Origin of the sequence: Anaerococcus sp. Marseille-P3625 (genome assembly GCF_900232825.1) — a bacterium.
GTDB lineage: Bacteria > Bacillota > Clostridia > Tissierellales > Peptoniphilaceae > Anaerococcus.
The window spans coordinates 463184-487915 of record NZ_OCTP01000011.1 but is presented as its reverse complement, the minus strand read 5'-3'; the positions used below and the strand labels follow the sequence as shown (position 1 = coordinate 487915).

Below are 24732 nucleotides of genomic sequence, written 5' to 3'. Positions count from 1 at the left end.
ATGCAATATTACAAAAAATATAGAATTATTGAAAATGCAGAGCTTTGCGCTCTTATAAATACTATTATAAGATTTTTTCACAATCTTCCTATAATTGGCAAATTTACTGGAGATAAGTACAAATTTTACAGACTTAAAAAATTCGTCTATTTTTTTGGGCCAATTTTTTCAATCCTCAAGCAAATTGTAATTTCCTACTTATCCTTTTTATTAGCTATTTTTATGTCAGGCTTTATCCTTTGGATTTTTACAAGTTTTGGCAAATTAAATGGTGGAATTTACGATACTTTTTTTAATATCGGTAAAAATTCCTATGCTTTTTTGGCCTTTTATTTGGCTCCTACTTTATTAGCCAATGAAATTTATGGAAGTAGGTTCAAAATGAGGATGCTTGGGATAATATATAAGATAAAAGCTAAGGAAAGCAGTTTAATTTTTGGAATTTTTGAACCTTTATTGGAAACTATTGGAAGAATTTTGCCTTTTTGTATGATTTTTTCTCTAAAAGAAGCGATTTTACTAACTTTTATCATAAATTTTCTAGGAGTTAGCATAAGCGGACTAAATTTACATATTTTTGACAAATATGAGAAAGATTTTACCAATAAAGTGCTTGTGGTTTTGGGAAATTTTGTCCTAGTTTTTTTCCTTTGCCAAAAAATTAGAGTAATCGATGAGAAAATTTTACTAATTAGCTTTGCCATAAGCTTGATTTTTTATTTGTTTACTCTAAAATATTTATTTTCCTTTGATAATTATGGGAAAATTTTAGAAAAAGCAAAATTTGACCAGGCAAATATTAGCACAGATCCTAAGGAAATTTATAAAGCTTCAATAAGTCTTAAAAAAGAAGATCTAACCTTTGATAAATCTTCTAATGTTTTTGCTTACGAATTTTTAAATAAGTTATTTTTCCAAAGGCACAAGAGAATTATTATTAAGCCTTTAATAAAAAAATACATATTTTTTGCTGGATTTTTAGTATTAGCTATAGTTTTTGGTAAAATTTATTTAAAAGATATATCAGATTCGGCGGATAAAATAATTCCAACAGGACTAATAATTATAACGTATATACTCTTTAAAATTGAAAATCTAAGTCGAATCATGTTTGAAAATTGTGATAGATCTTTGATGGTTTACGGATTTTATAAGGATAAAAAGGCGATTTTTGATATGTACAAATTTAGGCTTAGGTCAATTCTAAAAATAAGCTTGCCAGCCTTGCTTGTGATTTTATTGGCGTTAAGCTTTATTTACTTTGAGTTTTCATTTTTAACTTTAAAAAATTTGATGATTTATGGGATTTTTGCAATCATAGCCTATATCTTTTATCCGTCTTTTGACCTTTTTAATTATTATAGCTTTCAGCCTTACGATGTATCTGCCATGAGTGTTGGAAAAGCTTACAATTTTGTAGCACGCATATTTTATTATATTAATTGCATAGCTATCCCTCTTGGAATTTGGAAAGGAACAGTTGATAAAAATACAATTTTATTATATATGGCAATTATAATGGCGCTTTTAATTGGAATCTTTGCCTTTGCCATAAAAACAAGTTCTCATGAGAATTTTAGGATAAAAAAATAAAGCCTTTAGGCTTTATTTATCTTTTAGCTTAAATTTTTTGTGCATTCTTATTTTTACTATAAAATAAAGCAGTAAAAAATAAATTAGGGCAAACAAAATTAGTAAAATTGTTAGGTAGGATCTTTTTAACTTTATAAAAAGTAGGATTGGATAAATTATGCCAAAAAGCAAAAGTCCAAGAATAATGGTGATTTTGCCGGCAAATTTGTTGCCGTATTCCCAGCACTCTTTGCTATAGCAAACTTCCCAAATATGAAAACCAACTTTCATTTCAGGATAAGGACTATAAAAATTTCTAAAAAAGATTCCTACATAAATTGTAAGAATTAATAGTATAATATCTGATGCGATTAAAGGACCCATAACTACCTCACTTTTTAAAACTATACTAAAGTTTTTTAATAATTAAAGTGAGATATTTTAGAAAAATTGTAAAAAAAATAAAAGCACATATAGTAATGATGAGGATACTATGAAAATATTAATTACAAGCGATTGGTATTACCCTGTTGTAAACGGGGTAGTGCGTTCAGTTTTAAATTTAAAAGAATATTTAGAAAAACAAGGCCACGATGTGAAAGTTCTAACGCTTTCTGATAGCATCACAAGCTTTACAAGCGAAGATGTCTATTATATTGGCTCTCTTTCTGCGAAGAAAATTTATCCTGAGGCGAGAGTTACAAATATTTTGGCAAAAACTCACCTTAGAGCAATTAGAAAGTGGGAGCCAGATATTATCCATAGTCAGTGCGAATTTTCAACTTTTATTATGGCAAAGGCTCTTTCGAAAATATTAAATATCCCCCTAGTCCACACCTACCATACAGTTTATGAAGATTACACCCATTATTTTACTTCTCACAAAAAAATTGGTGTAAAAATTGTGGCTAAAGCAAGCAAGGCCTTTTCTGATCTTTGCAATTACATAATAGTTCCTACAGAAAAAACGTGCGAAATTTTAAAATCCTATAATATAAGTCCAGATAAAATAAAAATCATTGCAACTGGAGTAAAAATCCCAGAGCTTTATGATGAAGATCTAAGAAGTGAGCTTGATATTAGCAAAAATAAAAAAGTTTTGCTTTATTTAGGTAGAATTGCCGAAGAAAAAAACATCGAAGAGCTAATAGATTTTTATCAAAAGCTTGATAGAGCTGATACGGAATTTGTTATAGTTGGTGGCGGGCCATATCTTGAAAAATTAAAAGAATATAGCAAAAATTTTAAGAAAAATATAAATTTTGTCGGCATGGTCAATCCAAAAGATGTCAACAAATATTATCAAATGGCAGATATCTTTACAACTGCATCCACATCAGAAACCCAAGGCCTTACCTACTACGAAGCCTTATCCAATGGGACGATTGCAGTTTGTAGGAATGATACATCACTAGAAAATGTTCTAATTGATGGATTTAATGGTTATGCTTACGAAAATTTTGACCAATACAAGACATATGTTAATAAAATATTAGATGATAAAGATCTTTACGAAAAATTAAAGAAAAATGCCAGATCCTATGCCATAGAAAATTTTTCTGTGGAAAGCTTTGGCAGAAAATGTGAAGATTTATACGAGAAAGCGGTAAACGAGTACGATTATGAAAGTCCTTCTATATACAAAAGATTATGATAAAGTAAAACAATCGGGAGTTGGCAAGGCCATCGACCACCAGATCAAGGCTCTTGAAACAGTTGGTTGCGATTATACCCTTGATGAAAATGATTCATATGATTTGGTTCATATAAATACGATTTTGCCAAATTCTGTAACTTTTGCAGATAAGGCCAAAAAAGAGGGCAAAAAAGTTATCTACCACGCTCATTCAACCAAGGAAGATTTTAAAGATTCCTTTATATTAAGCAATCAAATTGCCCCAGCCTTTAAGATTTGGCTTACATATTGCTACAACAAGGGAGATTTAATTATAACTCCAAGTGAGTATTCCAAAAGAATCTTAGAAAGCTATAAGCTAAAAAAAGACATAGAAGTAGTTTCTAATGGAATTGATCTAGATTTTTGGAAGAGAAAAGAAAATGACAGGGAAAATTTTTACAATAAATATGGAATTGACAAGAATAAGAAAACCATCATTTCAGTGGGTCTTCCAATCAAAAGAAAGGGCATAGACGATTTTATCGCCCTTGCAAAAAGGATGCCAGAATATGAATTTATTTGGTTTGGTGAATTAAATCCTAGCATAATTCCACCAGAAATAAACAAGGATATAGACACATCCCCTGCAAATCTTCATTTCCCAGGATATATCAATAGCGATGATCTAAGAGAAGCTTATTGCGGAAGCGATTTGTACGTATTTCTAACTCACGAGGAAACAGAAGGCATAGTCCTACTAGAAGCCTTGGCTTGCAAGGCGGATATTTTAATTCGCGATATAGAAATTTTTGAAGATGAATACGAAGATGGCGTAAATATTTATAAGGCAGATAGCATTGCAGAATTTGAAAAGAAAATTCGTCAAATTTTAGAAGGAGAACTAGGAAGTCTAAGCGATGTTGCCTATAAAATTGCAGAAGAAAAATCCATAGAAAATACGGGCAAAAAACTAGTTGCTTGTTACAAGAAGGTAATGAATTTATGAGATCAATATTATATTTTTTACTAATAGCATTTTTAACCCAGCTAATACCTGGTATGATGCTAATAATCACCTCATCTTTTGGTGGAGGTAATGTTGCTTTAATAGTTTCACAAATCTTTATAATTTTTGTTGCAGTTATTGTTTTTAGCAAATTTTTGGCAAACAAAAGAAATTATGAAGTTGAAACACAAAAACTTTTAGATCCTCTAAGAGATACAGAAAAATTAAAAAATCTAAGAGAAGAAAGAAGAACCTACAGGTCAAAAGCTACAATTACAGGCAAAATCTTAGCCATAGAATATTCCTTAAAAGAGCTATTAAATTTGAGAAAATACGCCTCAACTCCAGTAGATATGGAGCATTATTACTCAGCTCTTATAGATAATTCTCCTAAAGAAGATAGGGAAAAAATCAAAGAAGCAAGGGATAAATTCTTAGGAAAATACGGCAAAAAAGCAATGGTTTTTCCTGATTTCAAGGAAAATCTTAGAACAAGTGCAAAGTGGATGACTTTTTTCTTTGCTTGTGCCCTTATTTATAGATTTGCTCCAAGTTTTTTGTTGAAATATAAAATTGCCCTAGAATATTTTCTGTGGATGGGCATGGTTTTACTCGCAATAGTGATGATAAATACCATATTATGGATAACAAGAACCTTGCGTTCTTATTGGGATAAGGAATTTGTTGAAATTGTTTAATTTTATAAAGATACGAGTTTTGAAAAAGACTCGTTTTTTTGTTGAAATTTTTTATAAATTCATTTGAATTTATAAATAATTTTCGGGGAAATTACTTTAACACTTATCAAATTACGTAAGTTTTAACTTTGATTATTTATAAAATTAAAAAAAATAATTAAAAATATTAATTTTGACTTTACAAATATTAATTTGATAGTATACTCATATCAAAAGGAGGATTTGTATGATTAATAAATGCCCAAATTGTGGATCTGAAATGATGATCACATCATATAAATGCAATAATTGTTATACTGAAGTTTCTGGCGAGTTTGAAATGGATAATTTTGCTAGACTTGATAAGGAAGATAAAGAATTTATTGAACTTTTTTTACAAAAAAGAGGAAGTATTAAGGATGTAGGTGAGGAAATTGGAATTTCATATCCTACAGTTAGAAATAGAATAGATAAGTTGGTTGCAAAATTAGGTGGAAAAGTTGACAAGAAAGCAAGCCGTATTGACATACTTAATATGCTTGATAATGGCGAGATTACAGCTGAGCAAGCTCGTGAATTATTGGAGGAATTAAAAGATGAACGATGAAAAACAAATGATTCTAGAAATGCTTAAAGACGGAAAAATTACAGTTGAAGAAGCAAATAACTTACTAGATGCAGTAGGTGGCAAAAAGATCAAAAGCGAGAACGACTTTATTTCAAAGCTAAGCCAATCTATTGATAGTGTTATAAAAAAGACAACAGAAACCATAAATAATATTGATTTTGATAATTTTGATATAAATCAATTTAATATCAAAGGCGAAAGCAATACTCACGCAGAAATGAGAATTGACGATGAAATCAATAAAATTTCTATAGATATTCCAAATGGAAAAATCCTAATCGAAAGAGCGGTTGACTCTGCAATAACCTTATCTCAAGATATTTGGTCAAAGAAAAATGACCTTATCGATTATTTAGATATCGATATTGACGAAGATTCACTAAATATTACAGTAAACGACAAATATAACAAGGTCGATGCAAGCGCAGTTATTAAACTTTCCTTGGCAAAAAATCTTTATGAAAATCTTGAAATTGACATAGTAAATGGAACTGTTGAAATTTCAGATGTAGATTTTAAAGATCAAACTATAGATTCTGTAAATGCAAAAATTACCATTATAAATTCTTCTGGCAACCTATCCATAGACAATGTTAATGGAAAAATAGATATCAAAAATACCAACGGTGAACTTGAAATTGACAATGTAAATGGAGCAGTTTATCTATCAAATATCAGTGGCGAAATGGCAAGTGTAGATGCAGTAAGCGGAAATATAAGAGTTGATGGACTAAATTCCAAAGAATTTGATGCTGATACAACTTCTGGAAATATTAGAATTTTTGGCATCAAAGATACAAAAAATATCAGCCTAGATTCTACTTCAGGAAATATTATAATCGACGCAGAAGGCTACAATGGCGATATCAAAGCACATGTCGATGGACATTATCTTGATATTTCAGATAGATTTAAAAACAAGATCCAAAACGAAGATGGTTTTGAAGTTTCAACCAATATCAACAATACAGATTTAAATATCAATATAGATTCTAGCTTTGGCAAAGTTTCTCTAAGATAAAAATTATAAAACCCTAAGTTATGGTAAATTTTACTTAACTTAGGGTTTTATTTTTTTAAAAAATAAAAACTGTCAACATCTAGTTGACAGTATTCTCTCTTATTTATTTTCTAGAGAGTTTTACAAAAGTTTGAGGGTCTTACTTTTGCACTAGTAAACAGTTTTACATAACGTTTAAGGAAGAAAGTAATTTTTATTATAAAAATCAGCGGAAACTATATTTCCTGTTTACTTACTTATATAATAGGCAAAACTTATTTTGATTTTTTAAATAATTTGTAAAATTTAGGTAAAATTTATAATTTTTTCCTAAAATCCCTCCAATCTGTTATAATATTTTTAGAAAATAGAGGTCTTTATGGGTTTTACATTATTTACACTTACCGAACTAGTTTTGTTTGCGGTAAATAGCTTGATAAAATTTAATAATAAAAAAAACAAGCAAATTTTTGCAGGACTAATGTTTTTTATAATGTTTATTTTTGCAGCCTTGCGCGGGTCAGGTGATGCTGATTATTACAATTATTTGCGGTTTGTCAAAGATATTGGTCTAGATTTTTCAAAAGTTTTAAATTTTTCTTATCCAGTAGAATTTTCTTTTAGATTATTTTCCTATTTGATTAATTATTTTGGAATTTCTCGCCAATGGGTCATTGTTTTGATGAATGCACTATCAATTATCCCGGTTGCTAATATTTCTATTAAAAAAAGCAGAAATCCTTTTTTATCTGCCCTTATATTTTTGCCGGTTTTCATGCAATTTGATATGCAAACTGCAAGAACCGCATCAGCCATTGGCCTTGGACTTATTAGCATTGACGCCTTGTCAGAGAAAAAATTCTTTAAAAGCTTTATGTTTTTTCTCCTTGCTTTTAGCTTTCATAGGGCTGCCATAATTTTATTGGCATTTTTATTTTTGATGCTTTTTAGAATTGGAAATCTACTTAAAGTTTTGAGTCTGGGAGCTGCTTTTCTTGTTAGTATTTTCTCAGCAAGATTTTTTAGTTTGATGGCAAGTTTAATGTCAGCTGTTGGCTTATCGAGAATGGCATTAAAGATAAATTCCTATACCTTTACCGGGAAATTTGCCGGAGCTATGGCAATATATGATCCGAGAATTATCTTTGCTCTGGCCCTATTTGTAACAAGTATAATGTATTTTAACAAGAAATCTTTTGAGAAATTCTCTATTGAAGAAGCTTCTCTTAAGGCCATGTGGTTTTATTTGATTGCCTTATTGGTTTTTAGGTCGTCAATTGCCATAGCCTTTAGATTTTCAACCTTTATATCCATTCTACAAATAATTTATATACCTTTAGTTCTTGAAGAAATAAAAGAGATAGATAAACTTGGTAGAGTCTTAATTATTTTAGGCCTTGTGGTTTTCATCCTGCCCTACGCAGTATTTTTGATGGTCAAAGCTCCAAGTTATGACTTTTTCTTTACAAATTTAAATGCAATTTATTCACTAAAATAGGAGATTTTATGGAAAAACTTACAACAAATCAAATTATTGATGCAATCAAAAGAAATAAAAAATTTATAATAATTCCCGCGCTCATTCTTGGGCTTTTGGTTTTTGCCAAAGAAATTTTGCTTGAAGGGAAATATCAAGCAGAAACTGTTTTGATAGTTACAAGCAACGACGATAAGCCAATTACTTACAACAAATTAATTCTTAACGAAAAACTTGCTAATATTTATGGGCAATTTTTGGAGTCAGACGATTTATTTCAAGACGTTGAAAAAGAAGTCAAAGCTGACGGTGGAAATAATATTTCCAATAAATTTTCCTATGAAGTAAATCCTCAAGGAGGGGTGATTACCCTAACTTACAAGGATTCAGATAAAAATCGTGCCAAAGACACTTTGACCCTAATTGCTGAAGAATTTAGATCTTTTGCCAAAAATTATCTAAATATGGAAAATATTGAATATTTGCAAAAAGTAAATGTAAATAATTCTCCGAAAAAACGCGGAATAATCTTTACACTTTTAGGATTTTTCCTAGGAGGCTTAATTGGAATTTTTATACTCATCGTAAGAGAAATTTTATCAGATAAGATAAATTCAGCAGCTGATATAAGAGAAATGAATATAGAAGTTTTGGCTGATTTATCCACAGAAAATAAGGGCGAGCTTAGCAAAGTAAGCCGTAAAATAAGATTTTTATCCCCGAAGATGATAGTAGGATTAAGTCCATTAAATAGAAAAAGTAAAGACTTATCGATAGCAAAAGACTTGGGAGAAGTTTTAGATGCTTTTGTAATAAATTCTGAGGATATAGGCAAAATAGAAGATGCAAAAGAAAAATCTCCTTATATATTAATTGATGAAGAAGCCTTGGATAATCCATCAACCATAGATTTTTCTGATTTTGAAGATTATAAAATTATTTTAGTTAAGAAAAATAGCCATAAAAATGAACTAGCCTACAACATCAAAGAGCTAGAAAGACTTGAAATTAAATTTTTAGGGGTGATTTATCATAAATAAACTACTACTTATAATTTTTTTATTATTTTTAAGCGCCTGCGGCCAAAAAGAAGCTTATCAGGCAAAAAATATCGAAATTTTCCAAAATAAAAAAGAAATAAGAGAAGATAAATCTCTTCAAATCAACGGATTTTATATGGTCGACAAAGATTCTGAAATTTTCTCCTCTCCAGAAAAAAACGCAAGTTTTGACACTTTGGAAAAGGGATCTCTTGTTAAAATTTTGCAAGAAGAAGAAAATGGATTTGTATTTGTGGAATATAATGGAGATAATTTTTATATAGAAACTTGTAATTTATCGGAAATTTAGGGGCACTCGCCCCTTTTATTTTACAAAAAAATTTTATTGGTATATAATATATACGCACTAGGGGTGCTTTTTAGCTGAGATTATACCCTTAACCTGACTCAAGGTAATGCTTGCGGAGGAAAGTGTCTGAGCCTCTTTGAGTATGTGCAAAGGAGGTATTTTTTTATGGAAAAAACAAACAATACTTGGACAACGAGAATGTTAACAGAAGGAGCTATTTGTATAGCCTTATCTATTGTACTTGGACGTATAAAATTATTTGAAATGCCACAAGGTGGTTCAATTACAGCAGGTCAAATGATTCCTTTAATAATCTTTGCCCTAAGACATGGATGCGTAAAAGGTCTACTAGTTGGCGCAGTTTATGGAATTTTGGATATGATTCTTGGTGGTTATGTTATACATCCAGTTCAAGCTATCTTGGATTATCCGTTAGCTTTTGGACTTTTGGGATTAGCTGGAATATTTTCTGACAAATTCTTAGAAACAAAAAATATAGGCCCAATTATACTAGGAACTGCAATAGCTGTATTGGGAAGATTTATTTGCCATGTATTAACTGGAGTAATATTCTTTGCTTCATATGCACCTGAAGGCCAAGCTCCTCTTATATATTCAATAATCTATAACGGTTCTTTTTTACTAGTAGAATTTGCAATAACCTTAGTAATTATCTACCTATTAAAAAATTTCTTAACAAGCGATATGACAAAAATTAATAAGATCTAAAAAATATTTTTTTGCAAGCCTTAGGGCTTGTTTTTTTATTTAAAAAATATAAAAAAATTTCAAAAAAACCTTGACAGGGAAAATCATGGTGATATAATATTATTGTACCAAGACAGTAATACAATAATACAAAGCTAGGAGGTTTTGATGAAATTTGATTCACAAAGACCTATATATCTGCAACTTTTAGAAGATTTTAAGATAAAAATCTCAACTGGAGAATGGAAAGCTGGAGAAAAAATTGATTCTGTCAGAAATCTTGCCAAAATTTATGAGGTAAATCCTAATACAGTTCAAAAAGCATTAGCGGAGCTTGAAAGAGATGGATTTTGCGAAAGTAAGAGAACTGCTGGAAGATTTGTAACAGAAGATACTAAACTTATTTCAAAGCTGGAAAACAAAACATTTGAAAAAATTGCAGATGATTTTATTGAAGGGGCAAAAAACTTGAATTTAGAAAAAGATGAGGCGCTTGAGCAATTAAGGAAATATTGGGAGTAAAAAATGATTGATATTAAAAATTTAACCATGGTTTATGGAGGCAGAGCTGTTTTAGATAATCTAGATCTAAAATTAGAAGAAGGCCAAATTATTGGGCTTTTGGGAGAAAATGGTTCAGGCAAAACTACTTTGCTTAGAATACTAGCTGGCCTTGAGAGAAATTATAAGGGCGATGTCAAAATTAAGGGCGAAAATCCAGGAGGGCTTACAAATAGTTTAATTTCCTACCAACCGGACCATTTAGCAATTGATGATAATTTGAAAATTGTAGAAATAGTCGACTTGTATAGGAAATTCTATGAAGATTTTCAAAACGAGAAATTTTACGATTTGCTAGATAATTTTAATGTTTCAAAAGATCTTAAAATGAAAGAATGTTCTAAGGGTATGAGAGATAAGGTTCAAATTGCCCTAACTTTATCGAGAAAGGCAAAGATATATCTTTTGGATGAGCCGATTAGTGGAGTTGATCCAAAATCTAGAAAAATAGTTATAGATACGATAATTGATAATTTTGATTATCAGGGAATTTTGCTAATTTCAACTCATCTTATTTCAGCGGTTGAAAATATCCTCGATAGGGCGATTTTCCTTGATAAGGGCAAAATTATCATAAACCAAAGTGCCGATGAGATTAGAGAAGATAAGGGCATGACTATTGAAGAATATTTCGTGGAGGTAATGTAATGGGAAAACTTATTGGACAAATATTCAAAGAAGATTTTAAAAATATAATTTTGTGGTTGATTCTTCCTTTGATTTCATCTTTTATATTGATGAAACTATATGAAGTTTTTGAAACTTCTGCATTAATAGGAATTGCAATAGTAATTTCTTTTACTTTATTGATGGTAGGTCCTATTATCGCTTTAAGCATAAGTACAGATAAGGATATGAAAAGATTTTATGACAAAGAATCAAGCTTTTATTCAACGCTTCCTTACAAAAGCTCACAGATAATAGGAGCAAGATTTATAAACTATATACTAATAGGAATCTTATCTTTTACGTCTTTCATAGTAAATTTTATAATATTAGGTTTAGCACAAAAAGAACAGATCTATACATTAAGTGATATTTTTGACGGTATAAAGACTATTATTGCAAATATAGGTCTAGGAAGATTTGCTCTAATAATTCTCGTGGCCTTTAGCGTATTAATTACTCTTATTAGTATGCTTTTGCTATCATCAACAGCAACAGGTAGCAAGTATTTGGCAAAATATTCCAAGTCTGCAGCACTTTTTGTATTTATAATATTGCTTATAATAATAGGTTTTTCATTTTCTTACCTACAAGCCAATGTTCTTTTAAACAATCTAAATGAAGTTAAGGAAATAAATGGTATGGGAATGAAAATAGTTACTAATATTTCAAATACTACATTTATTATACCTATCTTATTTAACCTAGTATTATCTTCTGTAATGTATGCAATCAGCTATCTATTGCACGATAAGAAATTATCAGTAAATTAATCAATATTTGGTCTTCTAAGTTTTTTCTTGGAAGACCATTTTTTTATTTATTATAAATATAAATAGGAGTAAAATATAATAGAGAATTTATTTTTTGAAATTTCAAGGAGAACTTATGAAAAATACTCTATTTATTTACAATCCAAATAGTGGTCAACAAACTATAAACGATAATCTATCCGAGATTATCAATTATTTAAGTCAAAATGAGTATTTAACTACTATCTATGCTACCCAGCAATCTGGCGATGGAGCTTTATTAATAGAAAATTGTGGAAAAAATTTTGGGGAAATTATTGTAGCTGGCGGAGATGGAACCCTAGATGAAATAGTTGCTGCAGTTTGTAAGGAAAACTTAGATCCTCTAATTTCTTATATACCAACAGGATCAACCAACGACTTTTCAAAATCATTAAATATTCCAGAAGATGTAGAACAGGCAACAAAACTTATAATAAGTGGTAAAGAAAAAAAGATAGATGTAGGAGCAATTGATGATAAATATTTCGTCTATGTTGCAGCCTTTGGAGCACTTTCTGATATTTCTTTTTCTACAGATCAAGGTGTGAAAAATATTTTTGGTAGATCTGCTTATATTTTTGAAGGTTTAAAACAAACTTTACCTCTATCTAACATGCCAACATATAAAATGAAAGTATCAGTAGATGGAGAAGAAATTTCTGGAGAATTTATCCACTTTATGGTGACAAATTCTGTTTCTGTCGGTGGTTTTACAGGAATAACTGGCGATAATGTAGGTTTATCAGATGGTGTTTTTGAACTAACCATGGTAAAAGCACCAAAATCATTAGCTGACCTAAATAAAATAGTATCAGGCCTTACAAATGGGGAAGAAAATGAAATGCTGATTTTAAGAAAAGGAAGTGATTTTAAAATATCTACTGAAGAAGAAGTATCTTGGTCTTTAGATGGAGAATTTGGCGGATCTAGTAAAAATTCTCAAATAAAAATTTTGAAAGAAAAGATAAGAATGAAGGTTGGATCAAGCAAAAAAGCTTAAAAATATTATTTTTTAACAATTTAACCAAGTAAGTTTTACTAGTTTCTCGCAATTTGATATAATATAAGTGAGAACCTAGGAGGTTATAATGTTTAAAATAGGCGATAAAATCGTATACCCTAATCACGGAGCAGGAGTGATTGACGCTATTGAAAAAAAGGAATTTTTGGGAGAAGAAAAAGAATATTTCATCCTAAAAATGCCTATCGGTTCTATGAAGATTTCAATACCAATTTCAAACATCAATAAAATGAACATAAGAGATGTAATTAGCAAAGAAGAAGGAGATAAAATCCTAAAAATTTTGGACGATGATCCTAGTCCAATGGCTGATAACTGGAATGTTAGATATAGAGAAAATCAAGAAATAATAAAAACTGGCGACATATACAAAATCGCCGAGATGGTAAGAAATCTTGCAATTTTGGATAAGGAAAAAGGATTATCAACAACAGAAAAGAAACTACTAAATAGAGCAAGACGTATATTAGCAAGTGAATTAGTAATGGCAGGTTCTCTAGAAAAAGGCAAGGGCGAAGAAATGATAGATGAGTCCATTGGTCTTTAAATTATTAAAAGGAGTATAAATGAAACGTATTTTTCAATTGGTTATTACACTAATTGGAATTGTACTAGGCATTGTAATATTCAACATAGTTAATGCCGCAAGTTCTTTTATAGAACAACGCGGCATTATATTTATAATTGCAAATGTCCTAGCAGGACTAGTTGGTGGAATAATATTTTATTTTATATCTGGTAAATTTGCAGGCAAATTTATCAACAAATTTTCAAATTTAGAAGGGCAAATGAGCGAGATCCCAGCATCGAAGCTCATAGTTGGAACAATCGGAGCTATAATAGGAATTGTAATTGCAACCTTAATCTCAAGACCTTTAACCAGCCTACAAGTACCTTATGTGGGCAATTCAATTTTTGTGCTATTATCTATTTTATTATATATTGTTTTTGGTTATCTTGGATGGAGAGTTTCAGTTAGAAATAGCGAAGATTTTCTAAATCTCTTTAAAAATGTCAAAGATGTAAAAGAGCAAAAATCAATACTAAAGCATGACAAGAACAAAAATCTTGCAACAGCCAAGATCCTTGATACATCTGTAATCATAGACGGAAGAATTGTAGATATCTTAAACACTGAATTTATCGAAGGCGATTTGATAATTTCTGAATTTGTCTTAGAAGAATTGCAACACATAGCCGATAGCCCCGATGATCTAAAAAGAGAACGTGGCAGAAGAGGCCTTGATATTGTTAATGAGATAAAAAATAACGAAAAAACAAATCTTGTAATAGTTAATACAGATTACCCGGAAATCAAAGAAGTTGACAGCAAACTTTTAAAATTAGCCATTGATCTAAATGGAAAAATTTTCACCAATGACTATAATCTAAACAAAGTCTGTGATGTTCAAGGAATTCCCGTATTAAACATCAACGATCTTGCAAATGCCTTAAAACCAGTGGTTTTGCCAGGAGAAAGCATGGAAATTGAAGTTATAAAACTTGGCAAGGGTAGAAATCAAGGAGTTGGATATCTTGAAGATGGAACTATGGTTGTAGTTGAAGATGGGGATAAATACTTAGATAAAACTATAACAGCTACAGTAACAAGCGTCCTTCAAACATCAGCCGGAAGAATGATTTTTGTAAAAAGCAAAGAGGATTAAATGCTAGATGGTAAATACTTATCGGCCATAATAACAGCAGCAGGTTCTGGCAACCGCATGAATAGTCAGATAAACAAGCCTTATTTAACTATAGAAAATAAAAAAATCATAGAACTAACCCTTGATAAGGTTAGTAAGATTGAAAATTTTGACGAGATTATCCTTGTCATTAGAAAAGAAGATGAAGAAATAGTAGAAAAAATCTTGGAAAATTATCCAAATAAAATATCGTATGTATTTGGAAGCACAACTCGTGAACTTTCAACATTTGAAGGTCTTAAAGCCCTAAATAAGAAATGCCAATTGGTCTTAACCCACGATGGGGTAAGGCCTTTTGCTAGTTTAGCTTTATTTAAGAAAGTTTTGGAGATGCTTAAGCATTACAAGGCTGTAATTTCAGCGACAAAGAGTAAGGATACCATAAAAATTGTCGATGAAAACATGTTGGTTGATTTTACACCAAACAGGGACTATGTTTACAATATCCAAACACCTCAAGCTTTTGATAAGAATTTATTATTTTCCATGTATGAAAAATATGTAGAAAGTGAATTTAAAATAACTGACGATAGTCAACTTTTTGAGTTTTTCAAAAGAGATATTCCAGTAAAAGTTGTGGATGGAGAATATTCAAATATAAAAATCACCACAAAGGAAGATATTTTATTTGCCAAGGCATATATAAAAAGCTTAGAAAATGAGGAATTTTATGAGAATAGGAATAGGCTATGATGTCCATAGACTAGTAGAAAATAGAAAATTAATAATTGGCGGAGTAAATTTTGATTACAAGTTGGGACTTTTGGGTCATTCAGATGCAGATGTGCTAACTCACGCTATCATGGATGCGATTTTGGGAGCCTTGTCTTTGGGAGATATTGGAAAATTATTTCCAGATACTGATCCAAAATATAAGGACATAGATTCACTAAAGCTATTAGACAAAGTAGTTAAATTGATGAATGAAAATGGCTATAGAATCGGTAACGTAGATAGTGTAGTAATTTGCGAAGAGCCAAAGATTAATCCCAAAAGAGAAGAAATAAGACAAGTACTTGCAAATCATCTACAAACTGACATATCTAATGTATCAGTCAAAGCTTCTACTAGTGAGGGTTTATCCTTTACTGGCAAAGGATTAGGCATAGAGGCTAGAAGTGTAGTAATATTAGAGGAGAAAAATGCGTAGGTTAATAACAAGTGAATCAGTAACAGAAGGACACCCAGATAAAATTTGTGATAGGATTTCTGATGCTATCCTAGATGAGTGTCTAAGACAAGATAAAAATAGTAGAGTTGCTTGCGAAACAGTAACATCGACAGGTTTAGTATTGGTAGTTGGAGAAATTTCCACTGAAGCTTATGCGCCAATTGAAAAAATAGTTAGAGATACCATAAAAGAAATTGGATATGATGATCCAAAACTCGGCTTTGATTATTCAAATGTTGCAGTTTTAACATCGCTAATAGAACAATCACCAGATATTGCCCTTGGAGTAAACAATTCCCAAGAATACAAAATATCAAATGAAAAATATGATAAAATTGGAGCAGGTGATCAGGGAATAATATTTGGATATGCAGATGATGAAACAGATTCATATTTGCCAGCATCAGTAAGCTATGCCAACAAACTTGCTATGAAACTTGCAGAGCTAAGAAAAAATAAAACCTTAGCCTACCTAAGACCAGATGGCAAAACTCAAGTGACAGTAGAATATGAAGACGACAAATTAATAAGAATTGATAGTATAGTAATATCAAGTCAACACACCGAAGAAGTAAGCCTTGAAACTATAAGAGAAGATATAATAAGAGAAGTTATAAATAAAGTAATCGATCCTTCTTTGATGGATGAAAATACAAAAATTTATATTAATCCAACAGGCAAATTTGTAGTTGGAGGTCCAAAAGGCGATAGTGGACTTACAGGAAGAAAAATCATTGTAGATACTTACGGTGGATATTCCAAATCTGGCGGTGGAGCATTTTCTGGCAAAGATCCAACAAAAGTAGATAGATCTGCAGCTTATATGGCAAGATATGCAGCAAAAAATATGGTTGCAGCAGGACTTTGCCATAAGCTAGAAATAGGAATTTCCTATGCCATAGGAGTAGCTCATCCACTTTCAATTTATGTTGATAGTTTTGGCACAGGGATTTATGACGATGAAAAATTACTAGAAATTGTAAAAGAAAATTTTGATTTTAGACCACAAGCAATTATAGATCATCTTGATTTACTAAGACCAATCTATAAGAAAACTTCAAGTTATGGACACTTTGGTAGAAATGATAAAGATTTTACATGGGAGAAATTAGATAAAGTCGAAAAACTTAAAAAATATTAGGAGAAAAAATGGCAAGACTTAGAAGAAGTGTAGCTATAGATCTTGGAACAGCAGAAGTTTTGGTATATGTTAATAACAAGGGCATAGTTTTGGACGAACCCTCAGTGATAGCTGTGGATGTTTTAACAAATGAAATTCTTGCAGTAGGAAGCGAAGCAAAAAAACTTGTAGGCAGAACTCCAGGAAACATCAAAGCTATTAAGCCTATGAAAGATGGAGTTATAGCAGATTTTCCAGCAACAGAAAAAATGCTAAAATACTTTTTGGAAAAATCTATCAAAAAAGCAATTATCAAACCAGATTTGTTAATTTGCATACCATCAAGGGCAACTCAAGTTGAAAGAAGAGCAGTCCTTCAAGCTAGCGAAAATGCTGGGGCTCATAGAACATATCTAATAGAAGAACCACTTGCTGCTGCAATTGGAGCAGGAGTTGATATAACCAAGGCAAGTGGAGATTTGATAATAGATATTGGTGGAGGCACAACTGATATAGCAGTTATATCAGCAGGCCAAATAATAATTAGCAAATCAATACCAGTAGCAGGTTTAAATTTTGATAAGGACATCAAAGATAACATTAGAAAAAGATATGGCTTACTAATTGGCGATAATAAGGCAGAAGAAGTAAAAATCCAAGCCAATTCCATTAAAGATAATGAATCCCTAGAAGTTAGTGGTAGACAAATAACAGATGGTCTACCAAATAAAGTTTTCATTCCTTTAGGAGAAATTAAAGATTGCATTAGATCGTCTGTGGATATGATAGTAGACGGGGTAAAAAAAGTATTAGAAGTAACACCACCAGAACTCTCAAGCGATATCTATGACAAGGAAATAATACTTACTGGCGGTGGAGCTTATACACCAACACTTAAAGATAGGCTAGAAGAAAAACTTCAAATAAAAGTCAAAATTGCCGAAGATGCTAGTAAGTGTGTAATAAACGGGACAGGTAGAGCTTTAGGCTGGCTTGATGAAATTGACAAAACTTACAACGATTCTAAGAAACTAAAACAAAAAGAGCTAGAAGATAGCGAAAAATTAAGGAGAAGATAATGACAAAGACATTAGTAATGGTAAGGCATGGACAAAGCGAGTGGAACTTGGCAAACAAATTTACAGGCTGGGTAGATGTAGACTTATCTGAAAAAGGTGTAGAAGAAGCCATAGAAGCAGGCAAAAAAATCAAAGAAGCAGGCATTGTATTTGACCATGCACATACATCTATATTAAAAAGAGCTATAAAAACTTGTAACTATGTTTTGGAATATTCTGATCAAATGTTTGTCCCTGTAGAAAAATCATGGAGACTAAACGAACGTCATTATGGTGCCCTACAAGGATTAAACAAGGCTGAAACAGCAGAAAAATATGGCGATGAACAAGTTCATATTTGGAGAAGATCCTACGATACACTTCCTCCATTGCTATCAGAAGAAGAAATGGAAAAACAATATCACTTAAAAAGATATGCAAAACTTCCAAAAGATGTAGTTCCTGCTGCAGAAAATTTGAAAATAACTCTAGAAAGAGCTCTTCCATATTATTTTGACCACATAGCACCACAACTACTAAAAGATGAAGTGGTTTTAGTAGCAGCTCACGGCAACAGCCTAAGAGCTTTGGCAAAACATATAGAAAAAATATCAGATGATGATATAATGGGTCTTGAAATTCCAACAGGTCAACCTTTAGTTTATGAACTAGATGATGATCTAAATATGATTAAAAAATACTATTTGTAAATATAAAAAGAGATGGTAAGTAGAATTACTATTTGCCATCAATTTTTTTGCCTAAGTCTATAATTAGTAAAATGGCTAAAATACTTTATCATATACACGAAAATTTGGCATATTTTGCTTGGTATAGAAATTTTTATAAAAATATCTTTACATTTATTTTTTAGTAATTATAATATAAAATAGAGGTGATGAAATGAAAATTGCATCAGTTGAATATGAAAATGGTGTATCACAATTATTGAATTCTCGTTTTGACAAAAATGACGTAATTGTTAATAAATTTGATAATTTTGAAGACCTCATAGGAATAAATCTTAAGGAATATGATCTAATTCTTGTAGATATGACTCACAACAAATGCCTACAAGTAATACAATACATAAAACAAACTACAAATATACCTGTAATATACTTAACAGAAAGATACAACAAAAATCCCTATGAACAAGAAATCGACGATAAAGAATTTATTATTCATTCAAATACCAGAGAAGAATTTGTAAATCACGTATTTGAAAAAGTCGAAGAACTTAACGATACAAAAATTATTAATCTTGGATTTTGCACAATGGAAGAAGATAATGGGATATTTAGAATAGGAAATTATATCCTAGATTTGACAAAGCTTGAAATTTCAATTTGTGCAGTATTAATAAATAATCTAGGCAAAACCTTATCAAAAGATCAAATAGTTGAAGAAATGGCAAAAAAAGGCCTGGAAACAACAGAAAGATCAGTAAGAGAACACATAAGAAAAATAAGATTAGAATTTAAAAAAGCAAATCTTTATCCAATAGAAACAGTTAACCGTTTGGGCTATAGGTGGGTACTTGATTCTTGTACTCCATAGGGAAATTTTACTATGAATAATGAATGTGATATTACTTATATTGGTAAAGAGATAAGAAATATTAGAAAATACAAAAAATTAACTCAAGAGGATATTTCTTTTGCTACTAATCTTTCAATTGATACCATAAGAAGACTAGAAAGTGGAAAAGTTGATATAAAAATTAGCTCGCTTTTGAAAGTGTTGGATACTCTGGGAATTGAATTTTATAATATATTTGATACTATTGAAAAGTCTAAATGGTCAACTATAGAAAAATACTTGTTGGAAATAGATTTTTCACTTAACTCTTTGGATCTTGGCAAAGCAAGAGAGTTATTGATAGACTTTGAAAAATTAGATACATCTCAATTATCAATTACCTATAAAAAAAGATATGAACAGAATTTAGGATATTACAAAGTTGTATTAAATGAAAATATAACTTATGAGCAATGCATTAATAATCTAATTGATCTTATTAAAATCAATCATGAAAATTTTAGTGTTGAAAAATTTGCCTTACATTCGTTTACTAAATTTGAGCTTAGAATTTTAAGAACTATTGCAAATAGATTAAGAAATATTGGGGAAATTGACTTAGGCAGAGACATCCTATTGTTTATAGAATCTCAAATAAATGAAACGTCTAAAGATTATCCTTTAGTAGCATATACTATAAGCAGATATTATGATCTAGATAATAATTTTGAAAAAGCATCTTTTCGGAATGGCAAAGCTATAAGAACATCAATCAATAACAATGATATCTTAGGATTAATATATAGCTATTATCAAAAAGGAGATCTACTGATTAAACAAAAAGATGGAAAAGCCATGGATTATATAAATATGTCTTTTGAGCTTTGCAAACTAGCTGGTAGAAAAAAACTTGAAGAAAATCTAAAAAAATATTTGAATTATAATTTTAAATAATGCTTAAGAGCATTATTTTTTTTTATTTATTAATAGAATGTTATTAAAAAATTTCCTAATAAGACAGGAATTAGGAAATTCTAATGCTTTAATGTATCGTGAAACACGGCACACAAGCTATTCTATCTTCAATATAAACGATTTATAATAAAGTTAATAGTAAATAATTGCGTGCACCTAAGTTTTCTAAATTTATTGCAGGAGGAAAATATGAAAAATAAAAAGAAAGCAGCAGTTCTTTCCTTAGCATTATTATTAGTGGCACCTATATCTTTTGCAAGTCAACCAGAAGTTCTTAGTAATCAAGGATCTAATGATCCACCAGTAACTGTAAGCAATTATGACAGTGGTATTAAAGATTTTTTAGGTGGAAAATGGAGACATGGTGTGAATGATACACATGTTTGGTCATGGTTTTATCATTCAAAGAGATTCCATACGACTTCTGTAAAAGGAGCTGGAGGAAAATTTGGATATTCTGGAATAACAAATCCAAGAGAAACTGCATATGCTAGTTGGGAAAAAGCTCCATCAGGAAATGAAGCTTATGCTAATGTTATAAACTGACATAATGTTTTATAGTAGCAAGGCTTTTAATTTGTCTTGCTACTATAAAATCTTTATAAAGGAAACGCTATGAAAAAAATAATAAAATTTCTAATTGCCATAACATTAATTTTATCATCGTTAACTTATTTTTTTTATGTGGATAGCAATCAAGCTATAGGAAAATTTCCGGATTTTGACAAATTTATAAATCTTGTAAATTATGAAGATAAAGATATTAGAAAAGAAATTGAAAAATATGCACTAAAAAATAATATTAACCTTGTTAAATTTGATAATAAAATTAGATATGATATTAAAGATAAAATGGATGTTAATGCTTACTTATTTTTAGCTGATTATTCAAGGTTTACAGAAAATCACAGGGATTTAATTATTAAAGAAAATCCGAAAGGTGTCAATAAATTTGAATGTGTAAAAGAGAATAATTTTTTGTCAAGAAATAATATCGACATAATAAAATTTGAAGATCTGAATATAGACAATATTTCTGGAGATTATGCAGTAAGTGGGAATAATGAAGACTTGGATAAATTTATTGAAGATTTATCTGATTTTGCCGATATCAAAAAAACTCCTGATTATATGAGTGTATCTAATATTACTATGAAAGAATTTTTCTTAGGTCTAGTTGTAAATTTTATAATAATATTTGCTACATTATTTGCAATTGTTATATATAATAGAAGCTTAACTAAGGAAATTTCTGTTTCGCTTTTATTTGGATATTCTGATATTAAATTAGCACTTGGTAAAACTATAAATATTTTAATGCCATCCTTTATTTTAGCAATTGTTATAGATTGGATTATTTTTTTCAAGCTTACTAACCCAGATAGTATTGGTGGATTTTTATTATCCATGAATCCTATTTATAAATTTGTTGCAGCTTTCACTTTAGTTATATTTATACTTGAATTTTTCTTGCTATTTTTTAAAACAAGCAAAGAAGAACCAATACTAATAATTAAAGGTCAGAGAAAAACATCTGCCAAATTACTCTTCCCATTTAAAATGATATTTGCTGCTTGTATATGCTATATGTTTTTCATATCGATATTTTCTGCAAAAGACTATTTATATGTAAAAAACTACTTAAATGATTGGCGATTTTCTAAATATTATGCAAATATTAGCGTAGGGTTACCTTGGCAATATGTCATTGACAAGGATCAGAGTAAGTATGAAAAACTATTTACAAAACCAACAACAAACTTAGCATATGAATTAATCGATAAGGGAGCAGTTATATTTTCAAATCCTTATGAGAAAAGAGAAGCTTTGAACTTTACAGACAATACTCTCAAGGAGTATAGATTAAACAATGGTAAATTTGCTTATATAAATTCTAATTATATAAAAAAATTTGATATTTTGGATGCGGATGGAAGAAAGATATCAGATGATATTGAGAAAAATGAATGGAAAATCCTTGTTCCTGAAAATATTAAGCTTAATAATAATGACCTTGATTATATAAAAAGAAAACAGTTAGAACAAACGGACTTAAATGAAGAAAACTTGATAACAACTTTTATAAAAATCAAAGCAAATCAAAAGCTAGCAAAACTTGATTCTCAGGCGAAAATTGATGATCCTTTTACTAATAATTATGTTTTTATATTGATAAATGAAAACTCAATAGGAAAAGATGATGATCTTCTTTCTTATTTTCTAGTCAATGGCTACCTTCATCCTTATCTTGAAAATAAAGATGTTAGCTTAAAAGAATTAAAGAAATTTATTAATAGAAACCCAGCTAGTAAATATGTTTTGTGGATAGAAAGTACATTTAATTATGTAAATTATCAAGTAAATAAATATAAAATTGAAATGTTAATATATATTTTTGGGACTATCTTATTTTTTGTTATTTATAGCTTAATAATAATTTTAGATAAGAATAATTATTACCTAAACCATGGAGAAGAGCTAGCAGTGAAGAGTCTATTTGGCTATGAATTTAAAGATATTCACAAAAAAAAGATAAAAGATACTGCTATATCTTACTTATTTTCATTGATAATTTTTTATATAATAATAAATTTTACCAATCGATATAACTACTTTGGATTTTTTACTCCTAGAAATGATCGGTCAAATGCAGATATATTAATTGGATTGGCTTTAAGTTTTATACTCTTATTAGGCTTATATCTGATAGAGTTAAAAATACTAAAAGATAATGATAAATTGACAATAAAACTGAAAGAAGGAAATTAATGCAAACTCAAATAAGACTTGAAAATATAAATAAATCTTATGGTAAGCACAAAATTTTAGATAATCTTAATATTAGCATATATCCAGAGGATTTTATAACTATAATCGGTGCAAGTGGATCTGGGAAATCAACCTTATTAAATATCTTAGGAACTTTGGAAGATTACGATAGTGGCGAGGTAGAAAGTTTTGGCTATAAAGATCCCATTAAAGATTATAAAAATTCAATGATTCTAAGAAGAGAAAAAATCGCCTATTTATTTCAAAATTTCGCTTTAATAGAAAATATGACTGTAAAAGAAAATCTAGATATTGCATTAAAATATAGTAAATACAAAAATGACAAAGAAAAAATAAGACAAATATTAGATATGCTCGGTGTAATTGATAAAATTGATAATAAAATTTATGAACTTTCAGGTGGTCAGCAACAAAGAGTTGCTATGGCTAGAGTATTATTAAAGCCTTATCAAATTCTGTTAGCTGATGAGCCAACAGGATCTTTAGATAAATCAAATAAAGATATTTTGATAAAAATACTAATTGAAGAAAATAAAAAAGGAAAAACAATAGTTGTAGTAAGCCATGATATGGATTTTATTAAAATCAGCAAAAGAGCTTACAAAATTATAGATAAAAGATTGGAGCTTATAAAATGAAGATAAAGAGAAGTAATAAGCCTTTGTTTTTATTGATAGCTTTGATTGCTTTAGCATCATTAATCTATCTAACAAAGACAAATTCAAAGAAAATAGAGGCACTTATTATCGAAGATTTAGGGAAAAATAAATTTAGTGCAGTTGGAATTGCTAGTAAAAGCGAAATATTATTATGCAAGGATGAAGAAGATAAATACCTGATACCAAATTCCGTTTTTAAAAATGGAGAGTTGTATAATATTATTGCAGTAGATGAGAATGGAAAAGTATATATTAGCGAAAGTTTGAAAATTTCAGAAAATGATATAATAAAAATAAAATCTAAAGAAGATGATAAGCTGCTTTTAGAAAATAAAACAAATGGACAAAGGGAAAATATAAATTTGCCAGATATATCAAATTGGATAGTTACAAAAGAAAGAGGAAGTATTAGTGCAAATTTTGCTGCGGATACTGACTTAGAATATACGCTATATGTTATTGGTAAGGATTATGGAATTGGAATTTCTGATAAAAAAAGTAAAGGAGAAAAAGTTTTTGCTAGTTGGGAAGCTGGAAAATCTATGATATCTTTAGTAAAATTTAAATTAAAATAAGCTTGATAAAACATTTTCCTAGTGTTATAATAATATCAGAAACTAAATATTTATAGTCTTGTGGATATTTTATCCATAA

Annotated in this window: 28 protein-coding genes and 1 riboswitch; of the genes, 27 read left to right on the top strand and 1 reads right to left on the bottom strand. The window is 29.8% G+C overall.

What is annotated here, in order from left to right; translation table 11 throughout:
- Positions 1-1593, top strand: coding sequence for a hypothetical protein (locus CS884_RS07695; protein WP_099321303.1), 1593 nt, complete (start codon positions 1-3; stop codon positions 1591-1593).
- 12 nt (positions 1594-1605) lie between these two features.
- On the opposite strand, the gene CS884_RS07690 is transcribed toward CS884_RS07695, so the two are convergent.
- On the bottom strand, positions 1606-1956 hold the full coding sequence (locus tag CS884_RS07690) for an SdpI family protein (protein WP_099321302.1): 351 nt from the start codon (positions 1954-1956) through the stop codon (positions 1606-1608).
- A gap of 109 nt (positions 1957-2065) precedes the next feature.
- Between CS884_RS07690 and CS884_RS07685 the strand changes: the two genes are divergently transcribed.
- The 26 genes from CS884_RS07685 (at position 2066) to CS884_RS07565 (ending at position 24653) form a co-directional block, all read left to right on the top strand.
- Positions 2066-3226 (top strand): glycosyltransferase, encoded by a 1161-nt coding sequence (locus tag CS884_RS07685; RefSeq protein ID WP_099321301.1) that lies wholly within the window; start codon positions 2066-2068, stop codon positions 3224-3226.
- Positions 3195-4196: a glycosyltransferase family 4 protein gene (locus CS884_RS07680; protein ID WP_099321300.1), complete on the top strand. Its 1002-nt coding sequence runs from the start codon at positions 3195-3197 to the stop codon at positions 4194-4196. Before CS884_RS07685 ends, CS884_RS07680 begins: the two co-directional genes overlap by 32 nt.
- Complete coding sequence (locus tag CS884_RS07675) at positions 4193-4894, top strand: hypothetical protein (RefSeq protein ID WP_099321299.1); 702 nt, start codon at positions 4193-4195, stop codon at positions 4892-4894. The genes CS884_RS07680 and CS884_RS07675 overlap by 4 nt, the downstream gene beginning before the upstream one ends.
- A gap of 226 nt (positions 4895-5120) precedes the next feature.
- A complete protein-coding gene (locus CS884_RS07670; RefSeq protein ID WP_099321298.1) occupies positions 5121-5480 on the top strand; it encodes a DUF2089 domain-containing protein in 360 nt (119 codons plus the stop codon).
- Entirely contained in the window at positions 5470-6522 is a 1053-nt protein-coding gene (locus CS884_RS07665) for a DUF4097 family beta strand repeat-containing protein (protein ID WP_099321297.1), read from the top strand. Before CS884_RS07670 ends, CS884_RS07665 begins: the two co-directional genes overlap by 11 nt.
- 358 nt (positions 6523-6880) lie before the next feature.
- Positions 6881-7999: an EpsG family protein gene (locus tag CS884_RS07660; RefSeq protein ID WP_099321296.1), complete on the top strand. Its 1119-nt coding sequence runs from the start codon at positions 6881-6883 to the stop codon at positions 7997-7999.
- A gap of 8 nt (positions 8000-8007) precedes the next feature.
- Positions 8008-9018 carry a YveK family protein gene (locus tag CS884_RS07655; RefSeq protein ID WP_099321295.1) on the top strand — a complete coding sequence of 337 codons (1011 nt, stop codon included), beginning with the start codon at positions 8008-8010 and terminating at the stop codon, positions 9016-9018.
- A gap of 136 nt (positions 9019-9154) precedes the next feature.
- Positions 9155-9328, top strand: a complete 174-nt coding sequence (locus tag CS884_RS10635; protein WP_180753311.1) for a hypothetical protein — start codon at positions 9155-9157, stop codon at positions 9326-9328.
- A gap of 49 nt (positions 9329-9377) precedes the next feature.
- Positions 9378-9466: riboswitch (TPP riboswitch) on the top strand.
- A 27-nt stretch (positions 9467-9493) separates the two neighbouring features.
- On the top strand, positions 9494-10057 hold the full coding sequence (gene thiT / locus CS884_RS07650) for an energy-coupled thiamine transporter ThiT (RefSeq protein WP_099321294.1): 564 nt from the start codon (positions 9494-9496) through the stop codon (positions 10055-10057).
- 147 nt (positions 10058-10204) lie between these two features.
- A complete protein-coding gene (locus CS884_RS07645) occupies positions 10205-10558 on the top strand; it encodes a GntR family transcriptional regulator (protein ID WP_099321293.1) in 354 nt (117 codons plus the stop codon).
- Between the two features lie 3 nt (positions 10559-10561).
- Positions 10562-11245 (top strand): ABC transporter ATP-binding protein, encoded by a 684-nt coding sequence (locus tag CS884_RS07640; protein ID WP_099321292.1) that lies wholly within the window; start codon positions 10562-10564, stop codon positions 11243-11245.
- Positions 11245-12036, top strand: coding sequence for a hypothetical protein (locus CS884_RS07635; RefSeq protein WP_099321291.1), 792 nt, complete (start codon positions 11245-11247; stop codon positions 12034-12036). Before CS884_RS07640 ends, CS884_RS07635 begins: the two co-directional genes overlap by 1 nt.
- Positions 12037-12151: 115 nt before the next feature.
- Positions 12152-13057 (top strand): diacylglycerol kinase family protein, encoded by a 906-nt coding sequence (locus CS884_RS07630; RefSeq protein ID WP_099321290.1) that lies wholly within the window; start codon positions 12152-12154, stop codon positions 13055-13057.
- 88 nt (positions 13058-13145) lie between these two features.
- Positions 13146-13625: a CarD family transcriptional regulator gene (locus CS884_RS07625; RefSeq protein ID WP_099321289.1), complete on the top strand. Its 480-nt coding sequence runs from the start codon at positions 13146-13148 to the stop codon at positions 13623-13625.
- A gap of 19 nt (positions 13626-13644) precedes the next feature.
- On the top strand, positions 13645-14745 hold the full coding sequence (locus CS884_RS07620) for a PIN/TRAM domain-containing protein (RefSeq protein WP_099321288.1): 1101 nt from the start codon (positions 13645-13647) through the stop codon (positions 14743-14745).
- Positions 14746-15477 carry a 2-C-methyl-D-erythritol 4-phosphate cytidylyltransferase gene (gene ispD / locus CS884_RS07615; protein ID WP_099321287.1) on the top strand — a complete coding sequence of 244 codons (732 nt, stop codon included), beginning with the start codon at positions 14746-14748 and terminating at the stop codon, positions 15475-15477.
- On the top strand, positions 15455-15934 hold the full coding sequence (gene ispF / locus CS884_RS07610) for a 2-C-methyl-D-erythritol 2,4-cyclodiphosphate synthase (protein WP_099321286.1): 480 nt from the start codon (positions 15455-15457) through the stop codon (positions 15932-15934). The genes ispD and ispF overlap by 23 nt, the downstream gene beginning before the upstream one ends.
- On the top strand, positions 15927-17096 hold the full coding sequence (gene metK, locus CS884_RS07605) for a methionine adenosyltransferase (RefSeq protein ID WP_099321285.1): 1170 nt from the start codon (positions 15927-15929) through the stop codon (positions 17094-17096). Before ispF ends, metK begins: the two co-directional genes overlap by 8 nt.
- Positions 17097-17104: 8 nt before the next feature.
- Positions 17105-18154: a rod shape-determining protein gene (locus CS884_RS07600; protein WP_099321284.1), complete on the top strand. Its 1050-nt coding sequence runs from the start codon at positions 17105-17107 to the stop codon at positions 18152-18154.
- Positions 18154-18843: a 2,3-diphosphoglycerate-dependent phosphoglycerate mutase gene (gene gpmA / locus CS884_RS07595; protein WP_099321283.1), complete on the top strand. Its 690-nt coding sequence runs from the start codon at positions 18154-18156 to the stop codon at positions 18841-18843. Before CS884_RS07600 ends, gpmA begins: the two co-directional genes overlap by 1 nt.
- A gap of 193 nt (positions 18844-19036) precedes the next feature.
- On the top strand, positions 19037-19693 hold the full coding sequence (locus CS884_RS07590) for a winged helix-turn-helix domain-containing protein (RefSeq protein WP_099321282.1): 657 nt from the start codon (positions 19037-19039) through the stop codon (positions 19691-19693).
- A 12-nt stretch (positions 19694-19705) separates the two neighbouring features.
- Complete coding sequence (locus tag CS884_RS07585; protein ID WP_099321281.1) at positions 19706-20608, top strand: helix-turn-helix domain-containing protein; 903 nt, start codon at positions 19706-19708, stop codon at positions 20606-20608.
- Positions 20609-20818: 210 nt separating this feature from the next.
- Complete coding sequence (locus CS884_RS07580) at positions 20819-21175, top strand: lactococcin 972 family bacteriocin (protein WP_099321280.1); 357 nt, start codon at positions 20819-20821, stop codon at positions 21173-21175.
- A gap of 69 nt (positions 21176-21244) precedes the next feature.
- Positions 21245-23398, top strand: coding sequence for a hypothetical protein (locus CS884_RS07575; RefSeq protein ID WP_099321279.1), 2154 nt, complete (start codon positions 21245-21247; stop codon positions 23396-23398).
- Positions 23398-24057: an ABC transporter ATP-binding protein gene (locus tag CS884_RS07570; RefSeq protein WP_099321278.1), complete on the top strand. Its 660-nt coding sequence runs from the start codon at positions 23398-23400 to the stop codon at positions 24055-24057. Before CS884_RS07575 ends, CS884_RS07570 begins: the two co-directional genes overlap by 1 nt.
- The gene (locus tag CS884_RS07565; RefSeq protein ID WP_099321277.1) at positions 24054-24653 is read left to right on the top strand and encodes a hypothetical protein; all 600 of its coding nucleotides are present in this window, start codon (positions 24054-24056) and stop codon (positions 24651-24653) included. The genes CS884_RS07570 and CS884_RS07565 overlap by 4 nt, the downstream gene beginning before the upstream one ends.
- Positions 24654-24732 lie beyond the last annotated feature (79 nt).

Coding starts and splice junctions, on each gene's coding strand:
- CS884_RS07695 (WP_099321303.1), top strand. CDS start 1: ATGCAATATTACAAAAAATATAGAATTATTGAAAATGCAGAGCTTTGC.
- CS884_RS07690 (WP_099321302.1), bottom strand. CDS start 1,956: ATGGGTCCTTTAATCGCATCAGATATTATACTATTAATTCTTACAATT.
- CS884_RS07685 (WP_099321301.1), top strand. CDS start 2,066: ATGAAAATATTAATTACAAGCGATTGGTATTACCCTGTTGTAAACGGG.
- CS884_RS07680 (WP_099321300.1), top strand. CDS start 3,195: ATGAAAGTCCTTCTATATACAAAAGATTATGATAAAGTAAAACAATCG.
- CS884_RS07675 (WP_099321299.1), top strand. CDS start 4,193: ATGAGATCAATATTATATTTTTTACTAATAGCATTTTTAACCCAGCTA.
- CS884_RS07670 (WP_099321298.1), top strand. CDS start 5,121: ATGATTAATAAATGCCCAAATTGTGGATCTGAAATGATGATCACATCA.
- CS884_RS07665 (WP_099321297.1), top strand. CDS start 5,470: ATGAACGATGAAAAACAAATGATTCTAGAAATGCTTAAAGACGGAAAA.
- CS884_RS07660 (WP_099321296.1), top strand. CDS start 6,881: ATGGGTTTTACATTATTTACACTTACCGAACTAGTTTTGTTTGCGGTA.
- CS884_RS07655 (WP_099321295.1), top strand. CDS start 8,008: ATGGAAAAACTTACAACAAATCAAATTATTGATGCAATCAAAAGAAAT.
- CS884_RS10635 (WP_180753311.1), top strand. CDS start 9,155: ATGGTCGACAAAGATTCTGAAATTTTCTCCTCTCCAGAAAAAAACGCA.
- thiT (WP_099321294.1), top strand. CDS start 9,494: ATGGAAAAAACAAACAATACTTGGACAACGAGAATGTTAACAGAAGGA.
- CS884_RS07645 (WP_099321293.1), top strand. CDS start 10,205: ATGAAATTTGATTCACAAAGACCTATATATCTGCAACTTTTAGAAGAT.
- CS884_RS07640 (WP_099321292.1), top strand. CDS start 10,562: ATGATTGATATTAAAAATTTAACCATGGTTTATGGAGGCAGAGCTGTT.
- CS884_RS07635 (WP_099321291.1), top strand. CDS start 11,245: ATGGGAAAACTTATTGGACAAATATTCAAAGAAGATTTTAAAAATATA.
- CS884_RS07630 (WP_099321290.1), top strand. CDS start 12,152: ATGAAAAATACTCTATTTATTTACAATCCAAATAGTGGTCAACAAACT.
- CS884_RS07625 (WP_099321289.1), top strand. CDS start 13,146: ATGTTTAAAATAGGCGATAAAATCGTATACCCTAATCACGGAGCAGGA.
- CS884_RS07620 (WP_099321288.1), top strand. CDS start 13,645: ATGAAACGTATTTTTCAATTGGTTATTACACTAATTGGAATTGTACTA.
- ispD (WP_099321287.1), top strand. CDS start 14,746: ATGCTAGATGGTAAATACTTATCGGCCATAATAACAGCAGCAGGTTCT.
- ispF (WP_099321286.1), top strand. CDS start 15,455: ATGAGAATAGGAATAGGCTATGATGTCCATAGACTAGTAGAAAATAGA.
- metK (WP_099321285.1), top strand. CDS start 15,927: ATGCGTAGGTTAATAACAAGTGAATCAGTAACAGAAGGACACCCAGAT.
- CS884_RS07600 (WP_099321284.1), top strand. CDS start 17,105: ATGGCAAGACTTAGAAGAAGTGTAGCTATAGATCTTGGAACAGCAGAA.
- gpmA (WP_099321283.1), top strand. CDS start 18,154: ATGACAAAGACATTAGTAATGGTAAGGCATGGACAAAGCGAGTGGAAC.
- CS884_RS07590 (WP_099321282.1), top strand. CDS start 19,037: ATGAAAATTGCATCAGTTGAATATGAAAATGGTGTATCACAATTATTG.
- CS884_RS07585 (WP_099321281.1), top strand. CDS start 19,706: ATGAATAATGAATGTGATATTACTTATATTGGTAAAGAGATAAGAAAT.
- CS884_RS07580 (WP_099321280.1), top strand. CDS start 20,819: ATGAAAAATAAAAAGAAAGCAGCAGTTCTTTCCTTAGCATTATTATTA.
- CS884_RS07575 (WP_099321279.1), top strand. CDS start 21,245: ATGAAAAAAATAATAAAATTTCTAATTGCCATAACATTAATTTTATCA.
- CS884_RS07570 (WP_099321278.1), top strand. CDS start 23,398: ATGCAAACTCAAATAAGACTTGAAAATATAAATAAATCTTATGGTAAG.
- CS884_RS07565 (WP_099321277.1), top strand. CDS start 24,054: ATGAAGATAAAGAGAAGTAATAAGCCTTTGTTTTTATTGATAGCTTTG.